This window comes from Saccharothrix violaceirubra, from assembly GCF_014203755.1.
Classification (GTDB): Bacteria; Actinomycetota; Actinomycetes; order Mycobacteriales; family Pseudonocardiaceae; genus Actinosynnema; species Actinosynnema violaceirubrum.
In genome coordinates this window covers 3,474,036-3,494,262 of the sequence record NZ_JACHJS010000001.1, presented here as the reverse complement: position 1 = coordinate 3,494,262, position 20,227 = coordinate 3,474,036, and the positions used below count along the sequence as shown (strand labels likewise).

Genomic DNA, 20,227 nt, shown 5'->3' with positions numbered 1-20,227 from the left:
CGTGCGCTCGGGTGAGCGTGCGCCACACGGCTCACTCGGTCGATAGTCGAAGCCTGGCAGTTTGGATATCGTGACTGGCGACCAATTTGATTTGCGTACGAATCGAGCGGTTTGAAAAAGGGAAATCTTCTATCCAGGCAATGAAGGCGGAAATTAGTTCCGACCTGCGGGAAAGTTCGATCTCGAGGGCGTCTTCGGACAGTTTGTGAAGCTGCTCCGAGGTGTCATGAAGCTGGTGGTCTGCCAGGTATAGTGCGATTGCTGACGCGAGGGCGCTGTTGATGTTCTTCGAATTTTTCGCGATGTCATTGAGGAATGAATTCGCGTCATCGAGATGGCCCCATCCGCTTCGTAGTCGACGTGCGATGGTGAGGTAGAAGTCGAAGTCGCCGAGGTGAATCCCGTGCTCTGTTGTGTAAACGAGCACCATCAGTGCCTCGATGTTCCCCTTCCATTCGACCGAGAGGTGCTCGGCAATTCGGTATATGCCAAGAATGCTGACTGCCAAATGGATGGGCAACAGGCTCTCTCGGCGCATAGGCCAATTTTTGGCCACGACATTCAGCACGTTTTCGCATACGGTCGCAGATCCATCTGTTTCCAGTGTTCCTATGAGATGGTCGTAGACCTCCTCGTCGCCGGGCCAGTCTCTGGCCAGCATGGCGACCGCACTGCGTCGCACAGCGCTCGATCCGGAGTGAAGGGACTCGATTGCCTCGTGTCGTCGCTCGTCGTTCGTACTGAACGCCAGGCTCATTTCCCATCCGGCTGCTTGGCTATTCGTTGACCTGGACTGGGACAACTCTTCGGTCAGGAAGGGCGTCCGGTGGCTCATCGGGACAAATGTGGCCAGTCGGCAGAAAGATGCGACGATGTCTTTGATGAATGATGCGGGCATGCGTTTCGGGCGGTCGCGTACCGTCTCGACAAGTTTGTCGAGCAAGCCTGAAGCCCATCGTTGGTCTGCTGCTGCAACCTGCCCGGTCTCGGCGAGGCAGTCCGCAGCGAACAGGAGGGCGTCGTTGTGACGTAGCAGTGATTCGACTATCTCCCGCACGGGGGAACCCTGACCGGAGAGCATGCCGATCAAGAGCAGCAGTGGTTCACGCCAGCCGTCGTCGTTGCGGCGAGCGCCGAAAACGTCGACCTTGAGCCAGTCGTAGTCCGCTTTACGGTGGTTGAACTCGCCGAGTACGTGGCCCGCGGCGAAGTACTCCATGAACGTGCGATGGACGAAGCCGAAGACGCCGTCACCGGTTTCGGCCAGGATGTGGGTACGCTCTCGCAGGTGGTTGATGATCTCCGTGGAGAGGGCTCGGGCTTCTGCCGGGGCCTTGGCGTACTGCGACGTGAGGTAGTCGGCGATCGTGGCGCGCAGCGGGCCGTACGGGATCGCGTTGACCTCGCCGCTGTGTGCGTCGGCAAGCATGCGTACGGCAACCCGTTGCAGCATCTCGGCCTTCTGGTCCGCACCGATGGGGAAATCGAGGCGCAGGGTCTCGCGGGTGTCGATCTTCTTGCGCTTGACGTCCCAGTCCTCCAGCAACACCGCCGTGCAGCGGGCATAGAGTTGCCAGCGCTTCTCCGGCAGGTCCTGGTGCTTGTAGATGATCGCCATCATCGTCAACAGCAGGGGGTTGCCCGCGAGTTCACGCAGCCTGGGGTTTTCGGTGATCCGACGGATCAGTCCGGCGGCGTCGCGATCGTCGTTCTCGACGGTGTAGTGCCGGTACCACCTCGGTACGAACTCGGTGATCTCCCGCAGGCCGAAGTCGAGCAGCGTGTGGTGGTCGAACCCGGCGAGGCCGAGTTCGGTGTCGTCGTAGCCGACGATCCTGGACGACACGATCACCCGAGCGTCGGGGAACCGGGTCGTGAAGGTGCGGAAGCGGTCGACGGCCCGGGCTCTGGCCGTAGGTTCGACGATCTCGTCCAGCCCGTCGAACAGCACCACGGCGCCACCGGACGAGAGCAGGTCGACGATGGCTTCCGACCCCAGCCGCACGCCCAGTTCGTCCTGGACGGTGTTCTCCAGGTAGGCCACGAAGTCGTCGGCTCCGGACAGCGCATACCGGCGCAACTCCACCAGGAACGGGACGGGCAGGTCCGCCAGTCCCTGCCCGGGTGGCGGGGCGGACGGGTGGCACAACGTCAGCATCGTGGCGTGGAGGAGAGTGCTCTTGCCGCTGCCCGGCCCGCCCAGCAGGACTTGGCGCGGCGTGGCACCGACGACGCGCACGGCGTCGGCGGGAACGGCTTCGACCTCTTCGTCCTCGGGCACGTCGTATTCGGGGCGGCCGGGGAGGAGTTGCTGAGGTACGAAAACTTCGGTGAGCGGGATACGCGCCGGTTTGCGGTCACGTGTTCCCGCGATCACCGACAGGCGTACGAACTCGTACCGGTCGACGACGGCCTGGCGGTACACGTCCCAGTCGACCGTCGCGTCCGCCGGTCGGACATGCAGCGACTCGGCTACCCGCCGGGCAAGGTCGTCCGTCGTGGTGAACAGGCCGACCAGGTGACTGTTCATCAGTTCCGTGCGGAAGCGGTCGACCTGCTTCGAGTGCTCCACCAGCTTGGGCAGCCACGGCTGGTCCTCGGACAGCACGAACGCCAGCACCGGGATCTTGGCGTCGATCGCCGCGCGGTACTCCAGTTCGGTGATCGACTCCGAGTGCCCCTCGGGGATGAAACCGTAGCGCCAAGCCATGATCACGACGTAGACGTCCGACGCGCGCACGTCCTCCAGGCACCGGTTCAGCGGTCGGGTGTCCTCGGCGACGTAGTACTCCATCGCCACGTCCTCGTGGCCCATTCGCCGGATCGCTGTGCGGACCGCCTCGCGGTGCTCCTGTAAGTCCGAGTAGGTGGAGGAGACGTACACCCGTGCCATGTCCTACATGGTGGACCCTTGGGGTCGCCGGGGAGACGGCGACCCCAAGGATCGGGTCACGGCGTCGTGAAGACGACGTCGACCCAGTAGTTGTTGCCGCCCGTCGCGTACGACTCCGGGAACGACGTCTCGTCGGTGCCCACCACGCCGTTCGGTGCGGTGGACGACCACTGCGGTGCGGTCAGGTTGCCCGCGGTGACCGAGTAGCCGATGAAGTACCCGGCGTCGTAGCTGGCCTTGCCGGTCGGGGCGTAGTAGCTCGCGATGTACTGCGTCCCGGCGGTGACGTCGACCGGTTGGTCGAGGGTCAGCGTCTGCCAGCCCGACGTGCTCTCGTTGGTGAACGTGCCCGTCTTCAGCAGGGTCTTGCCGTCGACGGCCCACAGACGTCCGGTGTGGGTGCCGGTGTTCTCCTCGCCCTTGTAGAACTTGATCGCGGTGATCTTGCCGTTCACCGTCGGGGTGAAGCGGACGCCCACCGTGGCGAACGTGGCGTTCGGGTTGACCGTGATCTTCGGGGTGCTCGCGGCGCTGAACAGCGACCACGGGCCCGCGGTGGTACCCGTCGTGGTGAACTGCCACGTGATCGGCTCGGCCGGGGTGTTCCACGCCAGGTCGGACGCCTTGACCGAGACCTTGTACACCGTGCCGGGCGCCAAGGGGGACGCCGCGGTCCAGATCGCGGTCTGCTCGTCGGCCGACCGGGCGACCGTTCCGGTGATCTTGCCGCCCGCACCGTCGGTCACCGTGAACGTGGTGTTGGCCAGGTCGATCTTCTCGTTGTACGAGGCGGTCACCGTGCTCGTCACGTCCACGGCGGTGGCGTCGGTGAGCGGAGTGTGGCCGGTGCCCGTGGGCGCCACGTAGTCGTCCGTCGCGACGTACTCCACGTCCACCCAGTAGTTGTTGCCCTGGTGGCTCGTGGTCGGGAAGCCGCCGCCCGGCTTGAAGACGCCGTTGGCGCTGTTCCACGTGTTGCCCGGCGCGGTCAGCGGCGGCGCCTCCACGGCGCGGTTCTGGAAGTAGCTGTAGTTCACCGCGTGGCCGGTCGTCGTGGTGTACGAGGCCGTGTAGATCCGACCCGGCAGCACGGTCACCGGCTGGGCGAACGTCAACGTCTGCCAGCCCGTCGCGGTCTCACCGGAGAACGTGCCGGTCGCCAGCAGGGCGCCTTCCGGCGACCACAGCGAACCGGTGTGCGTGCCAGTGTTGCCGACGCCCTTGTAGAACCGCACGGCGGTGATCCGGCCGTGGTGCGACGTGCCGAACCGGACGCCCAGCTCGATCAGGCCACCGTCGGCGACGTACTGCACGTCCGGCACGGTGGCCCGGCTGAACAGCGACACCGGTCCGGTGCCCGCGCCCGCGGTGAACGACCACTTGGCCACCGCACTCATCGGGTTGCCGTTGGCGTCCGCGACCAGGGCCTTGGCCTCGTACTTCGTCTGGCCGACCAGTGCCGCGGTCGGGGTCCACGTGATGGTCTTGCCGTCCGGCGAGAACGCGGTCACCGCGCCGTTGAGCGTGGCGCCAGCCGGGTCGGTCAGGCTGATCTGCGTGGACGCCGGGTCGACCGGCTCGTCGAACTCCAGCGTCAGGGCACCCGACAGCGCGGCGCCGGTGGCGTCGGCGGCGGGCGTCCTGGTCACCAGGGTCGGCGCGGTCGTGTCGCCGTTGAGGCCGTTGCGGTAGACCACGTCGACCCAGTAGTTCGTGGCGTTGTGGCTGCTGTTCGGGAAACCGCTGCCGTACTTGAACACGCCGTTGCCGCCGTCGACGCCGTCCTTCAACGCGTGGATCGCGCCGTAGGAGGACTCCTCGTTCGCGAACTTGGCCGAGGTGAAGCCGTAACCGCTGTGCGGCGCCAGGTACGACACGACGTAGGTCGTGTTCGCCTGCACCGCGACCGGGCTGGAGAACAGCAGCGTCTGCCAGCCGGTGGACGTCTCGTTGACGAACGTGCCGGTGGCCAACTGCACGCCCGCGGCGCTCCACAGCGAACCGGTGTGCGTGCCGGTGTTGGCGGCGCCCTTGTAGAACCGGACGCCGAGCACCTCGCCGCGGCCGTCGAACCGGACCTTCGTGCCGACCTCGACGGACTGGCCGTCGTCGGCCGCGAACTCCAGCGGCGCGGAGAAGTCGTCCCACAGCGTGCACGGGCAGTTCGCCGGACGCGGCGAGCCCGTGGTGAACGTCCAGTTGTACGCGTCGGCCTGGTTGCCCGCCGCGTCACGCGCCCGCACGGTGGCCGTGTAGGTGGTGCCGGTGGCCAGCGGCGTGCCCAGCGTGAAGTTCGTGGTCGGGCCGGTCGCCGACACGGTGCCGGCCACGGTCGCGTTGCCGGGTCCGGTGAGCGTGAACTCGACCGTCGCCGGATCGATCTGCTCGTCGAACTGCGCGGACAGGCTCGGCTGGAGGCCGACCGTGCCCGCGTTCGCCTTCGGCTGCGTGGTGACCAGGCCGGGCGCGCGCGTGTCGGCACCCGCGTCCGGTGCCCACACGACGTCGACCCAGTAGTTGCTGCCCGACGAGTTCAGGTCCGGGAAGCCCGCGCCCGCGCGGAAGACGCCGTTGCCGTTGTTGGGCTGCGCCTGGGGCGCGGTCAACGGCTCCAGGTGGCGGCCCGACGTGGCGAAGTAGTTGCCGCTGAGCGAGAAGTGCCCGGTCGGTGACAGGTACGAGACGATGTAGGTCTGCCCGGACTGGACCGCGACCGGGACGGAGAACAGCAGCGTCTGCCAGCCCCCGGCGGTCTCGTTCGCGAACGTGCCCGTGGCCAACCGGACGCCGCCGGTGGTCCACAGCGAACCGACGTGCGTGCCGGAGTTGTTCGGGCCCTTGTAGAACTTGACGCCGCGCACGTAGCCGTTCGAGTTGGCCTGCCACTTGAGGCCGAGTTCGAGCGCGGACGCGTCGGCGGCGTCGGGCGTGGCCGGGGTGTCGCCGTCGGACCACAGCGAGCAGGGGCAGACCCGCGGCGCGACCGTGGCGCTCGCCGACTGCTCCGCCGAGACGAGCTGCTCGTTGTCGGAGGCGCGCACGCGAAGCTGCGCCGTACCCGAGGCCGACGGCGTGTACGTGTGGGTCCACGTCGTCTGCGTGTAGGTGGCCGGCCGCCACAGCACGCCGCCGTCGGTGGAGACCTCGACGGAGGTGACGGTGCCGTCGTCGGCGACGGTGCCGGAGAACGTGTACGGCGTGCCGACCACCGAGGTGGTGGGCGCGGTGGTGATCTGGACGGTCGGCGCGGTCGCCTCGGGCGCGGCGATCGCGGCCGGGCTGTAGAGCACCGAAGGCACGACCGCGGTGGCGGCGAGAACGGCGAAGGCCAGCGGCCCGCTCACCGTCCTCTTCGCTCTGCGACGGTCAACACCGGGTAACGACATGGGGTCTCGTCTCTGGTCGATCGGCCCGACGGGCCTGGTTCACGCCTCAGATCGGTGGCGTGCGCGCCGCTGTTACGGCCGCCTTCCGGCTCGGGCGCGTCCGGGGGACGCCGGAAAACCGTTGTGCCGCAACAGGTTTCACCAGATCGGTGGATGGTGGTGCCGTTCGGGCGCGCGCGGGTGGAGCAGTCCGTCGCCCGGCTGCGACCGTCACGGACGGGAGTCCCGAGTCTGTTGGGCCGTTCAGGTGACTTCGGCTGCACGATCGTGAGCGGACGGTTTCTTCGGGTAACGATGCCGCCGTTCCGCCGATCTCCTGGTGTCCGATTGGTCGGCGAACGGAGCAACGGCCGTGATCGAGAACTCTGCCGAGGGCCTGTACCGGCTGGCGTCCGAGGTGACCGTGGCGGTGACCCGCGAGGACCACCACCAGGACGCCCTGTCCCGGTACGCGGTCGAGCCGGGGCAGGAGCGGCACGTCGCCGCCGAACTGGGGTGGTGCGTCGTCGCGGCCGGCAAACACCGGGGCGAACGCGCGGTCGAGGTGCGGATCGACGGACTTCGGGTCGGCGAACTGACCCCGCTGCTGTCCCGTCGGTACGAACCCGTGGTCGACCAGGTCATCGCGTCCGGTACCCGGCCCGGCTGCGCGGCCGTCGTCGTCCGGAGCACGCGCGGCCTGGAGGTCCGGCTGCGGCTGCCCCGCGAGGGCACGCCCGTGGCCGGGTACCCGACGGTGCCGGCCACACCCGTCATGGTGCCGCCACGACCGAATTTCTTCGTCCGGCACAAGCCGTTGTCGATCGCGGCGGCCCTCGTCGTCGCCGTCTTCATGATCGCGGCCATCGCCGGCAAGAAGGACGACCGGAAGACCGCGGCACCGGCCGCCGCGACCGTCACGACCACCAGCGTGGCGATCATCCCGACGCCCACCGTGACCGCCACCCACGTCACGACCGCACCGCCGACGACCACCGCGGCGCCGACGACCCCGGCACCCACGACCGTCGTGCCCCCGCCGGTGACGACCCAGCCGCCGGTGACCCAGGCGCCGCCGCCGGTCGCCCCGGCGCCGACCCAGCCCGCTCAGCCCGATTGCCACCCCAACTACAGCGGATGCGTGCCGATTGCCAAGGACGTCGACTGCGCGGGCGGCAAGGGCAACGGTCCCGCCTACGTCGAAGGGCCGATCACCGTCATCGGCAAGGACGTCTACGACCTCGACGACGACAAGGACGGCATCGCCTGCGAGTGACCTACCGGGTCATGATCGTGTCGACGGCGCGACCCAGTTCGGCGTACTTGCGGGTGTAGAGCACGGGGAACACGTCGGGCCGGTCGGCCGGGCGGTCGGGGTCCACGTAGTCCGTGCCCAGGTTGCCGAACACCGCGACCACGTAGTGCCGCCGCGGCTTGCCGGGCAGCGACCGCACGATGCCCGCGTCCGCGCCGGTCGTGTCGGTCCAGCCGGTCTTGTGCGCGAACGTCACCTCGGCCGCCGCGTCGCACGGCCGCACGTCCCGGTCGTACCGCGCGTCGCCGACGGTCACCCGGCCGGTCAGCGGATTCACCCACCGGGGCGGGGTCCGCTGCGGGATGCCGGGTGCGAGGAGTCCGCACCAGTTGGTCGTGGACAGCATCTCGTTGTGGCCCTGCTCGGCGAGTCTGCCGCGGAGGAACTCGCGCGACGCGGGCGACAGCACGTCCGCCGTTACGGGCACACCCGCCTCCGTCGTCCACAGCACGTCCGGGCCGCCCGCGACGAGCACGAGCAACTTGGCCGTGTCGAGCGCGCCCATGTTCGAGCCCATCCAGTGGCCGCCCGTGCCCGGATCGGTACCGGTGATCATCAACGTGGTCAGGCCCAGCCCGGCGAACGTCCGGTTGAGCCCGTCCACCGCGTCCCGGTCGTGCAGGAGCTTGAGCAACGCGCAGGTGGACTGGTTGCGGGACATGGTGATCATCTCGTCGAGGTAGCGCCGCACGGTCGCGGTCCGCTCCCCGCCGCACATCGACGACTCCTCGGCCGGCAGGTAGCGGTAGCGGGTGTCGAACGCGACCACGCCCGCGTCGACCAGGCGCAGCACGCCGAACGCGACCATGAGCTTGAGCACCGACGCCGGGTAGGGCGAGGTGAAGTCGAACGGCGTGCCCTCGCGGCCGGGCAGCACGTCCCGGTCGCCCCGCCCGTCCGCGTCCCACTCGGCGTCGTCCCACCAGCGGTAGCGCACCCGGCCGTTGGACAGCGTCGCCGGGTCCACCGGCACGACCACGCCTTCGGGGTGGTCCCCGCTCAGGAGCACGTCCAGCGCGGCGACCGGGCGGGCGGCGTCGTCCAACGCGATCACGGCCACGTCCAGGTTCGGCGTCCGGTGCAGCGGGGCGGGTCCCGCGCCCGACGGCGGCGTCAGGTCGAGCACGTCGCGGAACCGCGTGTCGGCCACGGCCTGGCGGACGGCCTCGGCGGCGTCGGCGTACAAGGCCGGGTAGTCGACGGCGACCACGCGATCGGCGCCCGGCGCGCTCGCCGCCACCCCGCCGCCGGCCAGGGCGGCGACCGCGGCCAGCACGGTGACCCCGTCGCGCAGCGCCATGTCCGGTTCCCTTCGCCGCCTCGACCGTAGGCAGGACCGTCGACACCGGACGGTCGAACCACCGGGACGGGTGACGGCACGACGAAGGGGCGGCCGTCCGAAGACGACCGCCCCTCGGCACCGGGTGGATCACCCGGTCAGGTGCTCACCTCAGCAGGCGCCCTGGTCCTGCCACACGGCCCACGAACCCGGAGCGCCGGGCTCGGCACCGGCCGAGTACCAGGTGGACTTGTACTTGCGGCCGTTGTGCGACACGAGGTCGTCCGGCACGTACGCCTTGGAGGAACTCCACGCCTCCAGGCCGCCGCAGCCCGGCTCACCGCCGCCGCCGTCCTCGACGGTCAGGGTGAACGTGGCGGCGTGCTTGATGTTCGCGCCGCTGCCGGTCACGGTGATCGTGTAGGTGCCCTTCGGCGTGGACGCCGACGTCTGGAGGGCCAGCGTCGAGTTCTCGCCCGAGGTCACCGACGCGGGGGTGAAGGTCGCGGTCACGCCGGTCGGCAGACCGTCGGCCTGGAAGCTGACCTTCTGCGCGTCACCCGAGGTCGTGGTGGTGCCGACCGTGGTGCTGACCGCCGAACCGGCCTTCGTGCTGCCGGTGGTCGGGCTCAGCGCGAGCGAGAAGTCGTTCTCGCCCGGCTGGCCGCCCTTGACCGTCAGGTTGAAGACGACCGTGTGGTTGGTCGCCGTGCCCGTGCCCTTGATGGTGATCGGGTACGTGCCGGGGGAGGTGTTCGCCGCCGTCTGGACCTTGAAGGTCGAGGACGCGCCGGAGTTGACCGACGCCGGGGAGAACGTGACGGTCGAGCCGGTCGGCTGGCCGGTCGCGGAGAACGTCACGTTCTGCGCGGAACCGGAGGTGGTCGCCGTGGAGACCGTGGCCGTGGCGCTGCCGCCCGCGTCGACCGAGCCCGAGGACGGGTTGATCGTGACGCTGAACTGGTTGTCCTGCGAGGTGCAGGTCGGCTCGCCGGACTGGGCCGGCAGGCTGATCGCGTTCCACGCGGCCTTGGTGGCCTCGAAGAACTTGCAGGTCGGGTCCAGGGTCTTCGCTGCGGTCAGGGTCGCGACGCGGTACCGGAAGTGCGTCATGCCCGAGGTCTTCTGCAACATGCCGTTGTAGAAGACGCGGCCCGCGTCCTTGATGCCGATGCCGGTCACCGTGCTGTTGTTGCACGTCGGGCTCTGCGCCGAGCCCTCGGCCAGCAGGTAGAACCAGTGGTTGAGCGGACCCGCGGCCTTGTGGACCTCGGTGTTCGGGATCGAGCTGGACCAGCAGTTCGGGTCGCCGTTGACCTGCGACGGGTTCTGCATGTTGCGGATCGGGCCGCGGCCGACGAGGTTGACCTTCTCGCCGACGGTGTAGTCCGGGGTGTCGTACGGCGACGGCTCGTTGGTGTACGCCTCGGTCAGGGCACCGAAGATGTCACCGGTCGCCTCGCCCAGGCCCGCCTCGCGGCCCGCGCCACCGGGGGTGTACTGGTCGATCGCGTGACCGTGCTCGTGCCCGGCCACGTCCATCGACGCGATCCACTGGTTGGCGTTGTTGTGGCCGATCTCGATGTGGTCGCCGGTCCAGTAGGCGTTGACCTGGTTCAGGCCGACCTGGACCTGGACACCGCGGCCGTTGCCGTCGATACCGTTGCGGCCCAGCCAGTTCTTCAGCATGTCCCACTGGTGCTGCGTGGACCACAGGATGTCGACGCAGCCGGTTTCCTTGCTGGTCGCCTGGCCGTTGCCGAACGAGTTGTTGCTCTTGGTGAACGGCTGCTTGCCCGAGTAGTCGACACAGGACAGGCCCGGACGGGTCGAGTCGACCGTCTGGTTGTTGCTGGTGTCGATCGCCAGCGGGTTCGGGCCGTTCCACTCGCTCTGGCCGGTGCCCGCGCGCGCGTCGTCATAGGTCTCGACGACCTTGCCGGTCCGCGCGTCCACGAAGACGTGCAGGCGGCTGGGGGTGTTGTCGGCCTTGCGACCGGCGACGACGGTCTCGTAGACCAGCGTGCCGTGGCCGCCGGCCAGGACCGACAGCTTGTTGTCGACGACCTTGTCCACCTTGGCCAGCTGGCCCTTGGCGACACCCTCGGCCTGCTTGGCCGACAGGGTGGCCTTGGTGTCGACGGAGAAGCCGCCCCGGTTGGCCGCGACGGTGTTGAGCACGTTGCCCGACGCGTCCGTGGTCACGACCGCGTCGCCGCCGACGACCGGCAGACCCTTGTAGGTGCGGTCGTACGAGACGTAGAAGAGGTCCTTCTTGCCGGGGATGCCGCCCTGGTAGGTCTGCCGACGCGTGAACTGCTCGTCGGGACCCTTGGCCAGGGCGTCCAGGCCCGCCGCGGTGGCCTTGTCGGCCGCGGCCTCCGCGAGCGCGACCGGCGCGGCGGCCTGTGCGGTGCTGTCCGTCGGTGCGGCCGTCGCGGTGGTGGCCACGTAGCCCGACACCACGGCCAGGCCGGCGGCCAGGTAGATGCCTATTTTGCGTTTCACGCCGACTCCAAAGGCATGCAGGGAATACCGGAGAACTCGGACGATGACGATATGAGTCTTAATTAACGCCGTCAACGAACGAAAGAGTCGGAGAGACCTTCGACGGGAGTCGGAGCGTGCTTTAACAATTGCCAGAACATCGTGCGGCCGATCGGATCGACCGGTTCGACCCAATTGTAGGACAAGTTCGGTCCGGTGGTCATAACGCTTGGGCCATAACGCCCGGTGGATACCGCCGAACGCCGCGCGCCCGATCGTATTATCCAGATATTCCGGCGGATCGCCGCGCGCGCCGCGCGCGTCCGAGGCAGTGGATGCCGATTCCCGGCCGACGACCAGGAGGTGCGCGTGGCGGAACCGCCCGACCGGACGGAGGCCCGACTCAGGGCCGCGGCGCGCGAGCACGGTCCGGGCCGGCCGGCGACGGTCGCCACCCGGCTCGAACTCGGCTACCTGCTGCTGGACCGGGGCCGGCCGGCGGAGGCCGCGGCGGAACTGGCGGACCTGCCGGAGTTGCTGGACGACGTCGGACTGGCGTTCGCCGTGCGGTGCGACGTCGCGCTCCTGGAACTGGACCGCACCGGCTCGACCAGGGCGCTGGGCCGCGTGTACGAGGCGGCGGGGGAGGAGTTGGGGCGGCGGCACCCGGTGACGTTGCGGGCGCGGGCCGTGTGTTCGCTGGCGATGGGCGACGGGGAGGCCGTGCGGCAGGTGCTCGCGGAGGACGGCTCGCTCGCCGACGTCCGCCTCCGCTACGCGCGCCTGCTCCACGAGCTGGGCCGACGCGTGCCGGCCGAACGCGAGTGCCTGCGCCTGATCGACACCCTGCCCGACGACGCGCCGGACGCGTTGCGCGCCCGTGCCCTGCTCGCCGCGTCGGCCCACGACCACGGGCAGCTCGCCGCCGTCGTCCGGGCGCAGGTCGTCCTGCGCGGTCCCGACCACCCGGAGGTGGCCGAGAGCCGCCTCCTGCTCGGTCTGGTGCTGCTCGGCCTCGACCTGCCCGGCGAGCACGAACTGCGCGCCGCCCTGGACATCCGGACCCGCCGGTTAGGCCCGACCCACGCGGCCACCCTGGAGATCGCCCGCTTCCTGCCCGACGGGTGAGGACCGCAGTCGGTCCAGCAGCCGCGGCACCTCCCGGACCAGGTCGTCGGGCGCGGGCAGGTCGCCGACGGGACGCGGCGGCCCGAGTTCGTCGAGCACCCGGGCCACCGCCCGTCCGTCGTGCCGGGCCGCCGCGCTCCGCAGCCGGACGACCAGTCCCGACACGGCGGCCCAGTCCGTTTCGGACAGTCGTTCGGCGAGGACGTCGTCGAGCGCCTCGGCCGCCCGGTCCACGAGGGACCGCGCCCGCACCACGGGCCTGATCCCGTCCCGCAGCCGGCCGGCGAGCGCGTCCACCGCCGCACCGTCGTCGATCCGGAACACGGTCGCGCCCGGCACCGGGCGGTCCGGTGAGCCGGGCACCAGGACCGCGAACAGCCGCAGGTCGCCGAGGTGGTCGAACGCCCGCCCGAACGCCCGCACCGCACCGATGTCGTCGGCGCCCAGGACCAGGCACACGTGCCGGTCCGGCGGCACGACGCCCGCCGGCAGCCGTCCGCCGACGACCGCGACCACGCAGTCCACCCCGACCAGCCGCAGGGCGAGCCGGGCCGCGAACGGCGCGTCGGCCGGCGAGCACACCAGCACCAGTCCGGCCTCGTGCGGGTGCCGGGCACCGGCCACGTAGGACCGCCGGTCGCGGGCGAGGGTCCGGGTGTCGGCGAAACCGTGCGCGACGAGCGCGGCCACCGTGGTCAGCACGTCCGTGGACAGGCTCAGGCCGCCGTCGGACCGGGCGAGGTCGGCGCGCACCCGCGGCGAACGCCGGTCGGCCCAGGCGTCGAACAGCGGCAACGCCCGCGCGTCGAGCCCTTGGAGGTACGGCACGGGCAGCACCTGGAGCCGGGCCCGGTCGTAGGGCAGCGCGTCCCGCCTGTCCTCCGTGAGCCGCAACAGCTCCAGCGTCGGCCCGGTCGTCTCCGGCACGACGACCGTGACCACGCGGTCGGGCAGCTGCGCCAGGCACACCCCGACCGGGTCGGCCGTGCCGGCCGGGGTGTCCACGAGCACGAAGTCGTAGTCGGACACCCAGCGCGCCCGGTGCCGCTCGACCAGGTCGCCCCACCCGTCGTCGTGGTAGCGCGCCGCCCAGTCCAGGCCGCGCAGCACGGCGGTCGCCCGGCCGTCGGGCAGACCGGTGGCGATCAGGTACAACCGGCCGCGGCCCTGCGCGCGGATCGGCGTGACCGCGTCCGTCCCGGCCTGGTCGAGCAGCAGTTCGGCCAGGCCCGGTACGGGGCGCAGGTAGCGGCTCAGGCCGTGCGGTTGCATGCTCCAGTCCACGCACAGCACCCGGTGGCCCCACGAGCACAACAGCCCGGCGGTCCAGGACAGGGCCGGCTCCCGGACCGACCCGCCCAACGAGTGGAACGCCACCACCGACCCGCTCATGACACGCTCGGCAGGTCGCCCGACGCGTGCTCGGGCGGCTCCACCGGCTCACGGCGGCACCTTCGTCAGCCGCTCGCCCAGGTCCTCGGCGATCGTGCACACCTCCAGGTGGAACGCGAGGAAGTCCGGGGTCCGGTTGTACCGCGGGTACGGCATCGCCCGCGCCTTGAGGTCGCGTGCCTGGCCTCGGCCGGGAAATGCGTCCCGTCGCGGAACACCACCGGGTAGAGCAGGTCGTGGACGTGGCCGCAGTGCCGTTCGCGGGCGGTCATCGTGCTCCACTCGGCCAGGCGCCGGCGCGATCGGAAGTACGGCGGGGACAGGACCGGGAGCAGGAGTCGGCTGCGGTGCAACGCGGACGCCAGGCGGGTGGGCCGGTGCGCGCCGACGTCGATGCCGGTGTCGACGAAGACCCGCGGGTCCCGGTCCAGCTCGTCGGCCAGGCACCCGAGGAGCATCCCGTGGAAGTGGTTGTGCACCCGGTCCGACACGTGTCCGCCCCGTCGGTAGCTGAGGAAGACGTCGTATTCGTATCCGCTCGACCGGCACCCCGCTCGTTCGTCGGCGGAAAGCCTGTCGGTCCCGGAATAGCGGAACCGGACCGAATCGCGTGCGGACCCGCGTCTTGAATGGGTTCGGGACTCCGAACGGTGCAGCGCGGTGCGGTGCCACCCCTCGGAACGTGCCGATCCGTTTCGCCGCCGTGCCTTGTTGGCCGCCGCGTGCCGTTGCTAGCGTGCCCGGGTCGCCGCACCGGCAATAGCGGGTCCGGCCCGATTTCCGCCCGTCGATGCCCCACGATTCGCCCGGAGGCAGTCGAATGACCATCGCCCACGACGACCCGTACGTGGGGCGCCTGTTCGACCGGATCGCGCTGCTGGTGGTGGACGGGGAGGGTGACCCCGCGCAGCTGCACGCGGAACTCGTCGAGCTGACCCTCGCCAACGCGCCGGACGTCGCGCGGTACTGGAAGGAGGTCGGCTTCGGCACCGGCGTGCCGGACTCGGCCTACAAGGACGGCGGACCGCACCTGTTCCCCGACGCGCCCGTGGTGCGCGAGTTCCGCACCAGCGGCACCACCGGCAGCTCGCGCGGACTCGTCCGCTACACCGGACCCGGCCTGGCCCTCAAGGGCATCTCGGTCGCGGCCAACGCCCGGCTGCACATCAGCCGGCCCGGCGCCCGGCCCGCCGTGATCCTGTTCGGCCCCGCCGAACGGGACGCGCCGCACATGGCCATCGCGTTCGACATGGCCCGCATCCTGGAGACCGTCGGCGACCCCGACCTGAGCCTGGCCGTCGTGGGACCCGACGGCGTCGACTACGACCGCCTCGCCGCCCACCTGGACCTGGTCGTCGCCGAGGGCCGGCCCGCCGTGCTGCTGGGCGCCAGCTTCGGCTACGTCAACGTGTGCGACGAACTGGAAGCCCGGGGCCTGCGCTGGGACCTGCCCGCCGGGTCGCGCATGTACGACGGCGGCGGCTTCAAAGGGCGGTCGCGGGTCATGCGCGTCGACGAACTGCGCGACCTCGTCGGGCGCGTCCTCGGCGTCCGCGAGTTCGACAACATGTTCGGCATGACCGAGCTGGCCACCCAGTTCTACGACGCCGTCGACCGCCCGGTCGGCCCGCTCGGCGAACGCCCCAAGATCGGCACGGTGTGGTCGCGCATGGCCGTGCGCGACCCGGCCACGCACGGGCACGTCACAGCCGGGCGCGGCCTGCTGGAGATCACCGATCTGTGCCTGATCGACCGCCCGCACGTGCTGCTCACCGGCGATGTCGCGCTCGCCGGGGCGGACGGCGTCGCGCTCGCCGGCCGCGTGGCCGGCACGCCCAGCCGGGGCTGCTCGCTCTCCCTCGACGAGATGACCGCCGGGACGGTGAACGCATGAGCGTGTCGTGGATTCCGCGCTGGGCGGAGGAGATCGCGCAGGAGCGGTTCACGCTCAGCGCCGGCGACGGTGCGTGGCCCGGCGGCAGACCCACCGACTGGGCGGCGATCGGCGCCGGCCTGGCCCGCGCCCACCGCGAGCTGCGCGCGTTGCCGGTCGCCCGGATCGTGGAGGCGATCGACACGGTCGCCGAACGCTGGGCCAAACCCGACTTCCCGCCCCGGCGCGCGGCCGCGCGCGTGGCCGTCGAGGTGACCGGCATGTCCGAGGCCACCGTGGACCGGGCACTGGACGCGGAGCTGGGCAACCTGCGCGCCGAGCACCTGTACGCGGCACTGCGCCGCGAACTCGGCGACCCGGAGGTGCTCGACGGCTTCCGCGCGGGCACCACCGCGATCGGCCCGCGCACCGTGCTCGGCGTGTTCTCCGGCAACGTGCCCGGCCTGCCCGCGCGGTCGCTCGTGCGCGCGCTGCTGGTGAAGTCGACCGTGGTCGCCAAGATCCCGGCCCGCGAACCCGGCTTCACGGCCGCGTTCCTGCGCACGCTGCACGAGGTCGAACCGGTCCTGGCCGACGCGGTCGTGGCCACCTACTGGGGCCGTGACGACGACGCCACGCTCGACGCCGTGCTCGACATCGCCGACGCGGTCGTGGCGTACGGCGGCGACGAGGCGTGCGCGGCGATCCGGGCCCGCGTCCGGCCGCACCAGCTCTACGAGGAGCACGGCCACAAGCTCTCGTTCGGCCTGGTGTCCGAGGAGTACGTGCGGACCGTGGGCCTGCCCGAGGTCGCGCGGCGGATCGCGGCGGACTGCAGCGACTTCGACCAGCACGCGTGCCTGTCGCCGCAGGTGTACCTGGTCGCGGCCGGGCAGGCGCGCGCGGTCGCCGCCCAGGTCGCCGAGGCGATGCGCCGCGAGGCCGACGACTGCCCGCCCGGACGCGTCGACGAGGACGCCGCCGTCGTGCTCGCGCACCGCCGCGTGCTGGCCAGGTGGCGGGCGGCGTCGTCGGACGGCGAGGTGTGGGCATCGCCCGACGGTCTGCGGTGGACGGTCGTGCTGGACGACGCGCTGCTGCCGCTCAGCGGCGCCGGCAACCGGGTCGCCCGGATCGTGGCCGTGCCCGACCTGGACGCGGGCGTCGAGCTGATGCGCCCGTACGCGCGGCACTTCCAGAACGTGGGCCTGGGCGCGGTCGGCGACGAGCTGCACCGCGTGGCGTTCGACCTGGCGAGGCTCGGTGTCTGCCGGGTGACCGAACCGGGCGCGATGACCCGGCCGGGTATGACCTGGCGGCATGACGGTCAGCCCCGGATCGCCGGGCTGGTCCGCTGGTGCGACGTGGAGCGGCACGCGGGCTTCGTGGGCTGACTCCCGCAGGGTGGAAAACCGGTTCCCGCGGGGTCGGGGCGGCGCCGAGGATCGGTCGGGTGAGCGCCCCGACCGTTGTGCCGGCCCGTTCCGGGCGGTTCGCGCCGTTGTTGGCCGTCAGTTTCCTGATCGGCACCGGCTACGCCCTGGCGATGCCGTTCCTGTCCCTGTTCCTGGTCCGGGAACTGGACAGCGGGCCGGTCGAGGTGGGCGCGTTCCTGCTGTCCACGGCCGTCGTCAGCCTGGTCGTCGGCACGGTGGTCGGGCACTGGTCGGACCGTCGCCCGGCACGGCGGCTGCTGCTCGGCACGGCCACGCTCGTCGGTGCGGTCGGGTACGTGCTGTACGCGGTGCTGCGGAACTACTGGGGACTGCTCGCGGTCCAGTTGACGCTGATCTCGTTCTCGGGCGTCGTCCTGCCCCAGATCTACGCCTACGCGCGGGAGATGCTGCTGGGCTCGCCGCGGGCGCCGCTGGCCACGAGCACGGTGCGGATGATGGTGTCGGTGGCGTGGGTGGGCGGTCCGCCGCTGGCCGCGCTGCTGATCCAGACCGTCGGGTTCGACGGTCTCTACCTGGCGGGCGCCGCGGTCTACCTGGCGTCGTCGCTCGTGGTGTGGACCATGCTGCCCGAGCCCCGGCCGATCGTCGTGACCACGCCGGCGGACGAGGGCGGGGGAGGGCGGCGCGAGCTGTACTTCGCCATGGCCGCGATGGTGCTGCTCCAGGCCGGGACGGGCGTGACGTCGTCGGCGATGCCGCTGTTCGTGACCGAGGATCTGCACGGGTCGACCTCGGACGTGGGCCTGGTGTTCGGCGTGTGCGCGGCGCTGGAGATCCCGCTGATGGTGGGCCTGGGCGCGTTGGCGATGCGCTTCAAGCCGCGGACCATCGTGCTGGTGGGCGGTGCGTTCGCGTTGGCCTACCACGCGGTGGGGCTCGGTGCGACGTCGATGTGGCAGATCATCGCGGCGCAGGCGCTGCACGCGGTGATGATCTCCGCGGTGATGGGCGTCGGCATCTCGTACTTCCAGGACCTGGTGCCCGACCGGCCCGGCTACGCGAGCACGATGGTGGCCAGTTCTTTCAAGATCAGCGCGATGGTGGGCGGTCCGCTGTTCGCCGTGGCGCAGCAGCTCGGCTACCGGTCGTCGTTCGGCATGGGGCTGGGCATGGCGACGGTCGGGCTGGTGCTGCTGATGGCCGGCGCCAAGCGCCCGCGGTGAGCGGTGACTTCGGCGGGCCATGCACTACCAGGCGCAGGCCGCGCACAAGGTGCAGCTCGACTGCGAGCGCGGCGGGTGGAGCCACCTGTTCGACTCCGACACCGGCAAGCAGGGCCGGGTCGCGAACAGCCTGCTCGAGGAGCCGGCCAACGCGGCCTGACGACCCCGCTACGGAACGTGGCCGCATCCGGAATGTCCGGATGCGGCCACGCCGCCGTGTACGACCCGTGATAATCGATCCGGTCGATTCCCCTGTCAATCCGCCTGTGGCGCGATGCTGCTCACCCTGGCGGGGGGATACCGTCGATCGACAACTCCGGGGAATGAGGGGTGCGGGATGACGACTCTCGCGTCGGTGCGTGACGGCCTGGTGGCCTGGGTCGCGCGGCGATCGGTGACGCGGTGGGTGATGGGCCGGATCGGGTCCCGGGCGCTGTCGCTGCTGCCGGACGCGGCGCTGGTCCCGCTCAAGCGGGACGGCGTCGAACCGGTCACGGCCCTGGAACGGATGCGGCTCGACGGGCCCGTGCACCGCCTGCCGGTCCCGTTCGGGATCACGGTGTGGCTGGTCACCGGCCAGGCCGAGGCCAAACAGGTGCTCGCGGACACCGACTCGTTCAGCAACGACTACGCGCGCCTGGGCGCGGCCGTCGGGTCGATCGAGCAGTCGCCGGGCGGCCTCGGGTTCGCCGACCCGCCCGACCACACCCGGCTGCGCAAGCTGCTCACGCCCGAGTTCACGATGCGCCGCCTCAACCGGCTCGTGCCACGCATCGACGAGATCGTCACCGCCCAGTTGGACGCGATGGCCGCCACGCGCGGCCCGGTCGACCTGGTGGAGAAGTTCGCGCTGCCCATCCCGTCGCTGACGATCTGCGAACTGCTCGGCGTGCCCTACGACGACCGCGACCGGTTCCAGCGACTCGCGGCGGCCCGGTTCGACCTGTTCGGCGGCGCGAACTCGGCGTTGGGCGCGATCTCCGAGTCGCTGACCTACATGAAGGAGATCGTCGAACGCGAACGGGCCGCGCCCGGCGACGGACTCCTCGGCATGATCATCCGCGAGCACGGCGACGCGGTCGGCGACGAGGAACTCGCGGGCCTGGCCGACGGCGTCCTGACCGGCGGTTTCGACACCACGGCCAGCATGCTCGCACTCGGCGCGATCGTGTTGATGGACGACCACGCCACCGCCGAGGCGGTGCGCGCCGACGACGCCGCGATCGGCCCCGTGGTCGAGGAGCTGCTGCGGCACCTGAGCGTCGTGCAGGTCGCGTTCCCCCGGTTCGCCCGTCGGGACCTGGAGATCGCCGGCGTCCCGGTGGGGGAGGGCGACGTGGTGGTGGTGTCGCTCAACGCCGCCAACCGCGCCGAAGCCGCCGGTTTCGACCCGAGCCGCTCGACCAGCGGCGCCCACCTGGCCTTCGGGTACGGCGCGCACCGCTGCGTCGGCGCCGAACTGGCCCGCATGGAACTGCGCGCCGCCTACCCGGCGTTGCTGCGCCGGTTCCCCCGCCTGCGCCCGGCCGAGAACCGGCCGGCTTTCCGCTCCGCGTCCATCGTGCACGGCGTCGACCGGCTGCTCGTGCACGTCGACTGACGACTCCGCGTGGGCGGGACGCGCGTCCCGCCCACCGGCCCGAACTCGGGGAATACTCACCCTCACGGGTCAATATTCCCTATTCCTTCAGTGTCGGCCGAAACTCGCTCGCCGCGTCGCCGGCGGCTCGAAAACGCGGTGGACGGGCCAACGGCCTGGCTTGTAGCTTGCCGCTGACCGTGACCCGGATGGAGGAGGTGGGACCCGTGAACGCTGTAGCGATGTGGGTGCTCCCCCTTCCCGTGGCGGTCGGGCGGCCGGTGTAGGTGTCGCCG

The 20,227-nt window shown here is 70.7% G+C and carries 12 protein-coding genes and 1 pseudogene; 7 read left to right on the top strand and 6 right to left on the bottom strand.

Annotated features, from left to right (window positions below; all coding sequences use genetic code 11):
* Positions 1-31 precede the first annotated feature (31 nt).
* Both F4559_RS16620 and F4559_RS16615 read right to left on the bottom strand, forming a co-directional pair.
* Positions 32-2,893, bottom strand: coding sequence for an NACHT domain-containing protein (locus F4559_RS16620; protein ID WP_184669760.1), 2,862 nt, complete (start codon positions 2,891-2,893; stop codon positions 32-34).
* 56 nt (positions 2,894-2,949) lie between these two features.
* The gene (locus tag F4559_RS16615; RefSeq protein WP_312865683.1) at positions 2,950-6,237 is read right to left on the bottom strand and encodes a DUF4082 domain-containing protein; all 3,288 of its coding nucleotides are present in this window, start codon (positions 6,235-6,237) and stop codon (positions 2,950-2,952) included.
* Between the two features lie 394 nt (positions 6,238-6,631).
* On the opposite strand from F4559_RS16615, the gene F4559_RS34435 reads away from it, so the two are divergent.
* Positions 6,632-7,534, top strand: coding sequence for a hypothetical protein (locus F4559_RS34435; RefSeq protein ID WP_221447257.1), 903 nt, complete (start codon positions 6,632-6,634; stop codon positions 7,532-7,534).
* Position 7,535: 1 nt separating this feature from the next.
* Here F4559_RS34435 and F4559_RS16605 read toward each other — a convergent pair whose 3' ends face one another.
* Positions 7,536-8,873 carry a serine hydrolase gene (locus F4559_RS16605; RefSeq protein WP_184669756.1) on the bottom strand — a complete coding sequence of 446 codons (1,338 nt, stop codon included), beginning with the start codon at positions 8,871-8,873 and terminating at the stop codon, positions 7,536-7,538.
* 150 nt (positions 8,874-9,023) lie between these two features.
* Positions 9,024-11,360 (bottom strand): M4 family metallopeptidase, encoded by a 2,337-nt coding sequence (locus F4559_RS16600; protein WP_312865682.1) that lies wholly within the window; start codon positions 11,358-11,360, stop codon positions 9,024-9,026.
* 348 nt (positions 11,361-11,708) lie between these two features.
* On the opposite strand from F4559_RS16600, the gene F4559_RS16595 reads away from it, so the two are divergent.
* Complete coding sequence (locus F4559_RS16595; protein WP_184669754.1) at positions 11,709-12,467, top strand: tetratricopeptide repeat protein; 759 nt, start codon at positions 11,709-11,711, stop codon at positions 12,465-12,467.
* On the opposite strand, the gene F4559_RS16590 is transcribed toward F4559_RS16595, so the two are convergent.
* Positions 12,411-13,859, bottom strand: a complete 1,449-nt coding sequence (locus F4559_RS16590; protein WP_184669753.1) for a P-loop NTPase family protein — start codon at positions 13,857-13,859, stop codon at positions 12,411-12,413. The genes F4559_RS16595 and F4559_RS16590 overlap by 57 nt on opposite strands.
* Before the next feature lie 218 nt (positions 13,860-14,077).
* A pseudogene (locus tag F4559_RS36750) lies at positions 14,078-14,317 on the bottom strand (TIR domain-containing protein); the annotation flags it as partial.
* Between the two features lie 362 nt (positions 14,318-14,679).
* Here F4559_RS36750 and F4559_RS16580 point away from each other — a divergent pair.
* The 5 genes from F4559_RS16580 to F4559_RS16560 all read left to right on the top strand — a co-directional run bounded on the left by F4559_RS16580 (position 14,680) and on the right by F4559_RS16560 (position 19,952).
* The gene (locus tag F4559_RS16580) at positions 14,680-15,753 is read left to right on the top strand and encodes a long-chain-fatty-acid--protein ligase (protein ID WP_184669751.1); all 1,074 of its coding nucleotides are present in this window, start codon (positions 14,680-14,682) and stop codon (positions 15,751-15,753) included.
* A complete protein-coding gene (locus F4559_RS16575) occupies positions 15,750-17,126 on the top strand; it encodes an acyl-CoA reductase (RefSeq protein WP_184669750.1) in 1,377 nt (458 codons plus the stop codon). The genes F4559_RS16580 and F4559_RS16575 overlap by 4 nt, the downstream gene beginning before the upstream one ends.
* Before the next feature lie 59 nt (positions 17,127-17,185).
* Positions 17,186-18,352 carry a sugar efflux transporter gene (locus tag F4559_RS16570; RefSeq protein ID WP_312865681.1) on the top strand — a complete coding sequence of 389 codons (1,167 nt, stop codon included), beginning with the start codon at positions 17,186-17,188 and terminating at the stop codon, positions 18,350-18,352.
* 19 nt (positions 18,353-18,371) lie between these two features.
* Complete coding sequence (locus F4559_RS16565) at positions 18,372-18,512, top strand: hypothetical protein (RefSeq protein ID WP_184669749.1); 141 nt, start codon at positions 18,372-18,374, stop codon at positions 18,510-18,512.
* Positions 18,513-18,689: 177 nt separating this feature from the next.
* Positions 18,690-19,952 (top strand): cytochrome P450, encoded by a 1,263-nt coding sequence (locus F4559_RS16560; protein WP_184669748.1) that lies wholly within the window; start codon positions 18,690-18,692, stop codon positions 19,950-19,952.
* The last annotated feature ends 275 nt before the right edge of the window (positions 19,953-20,227 follow it).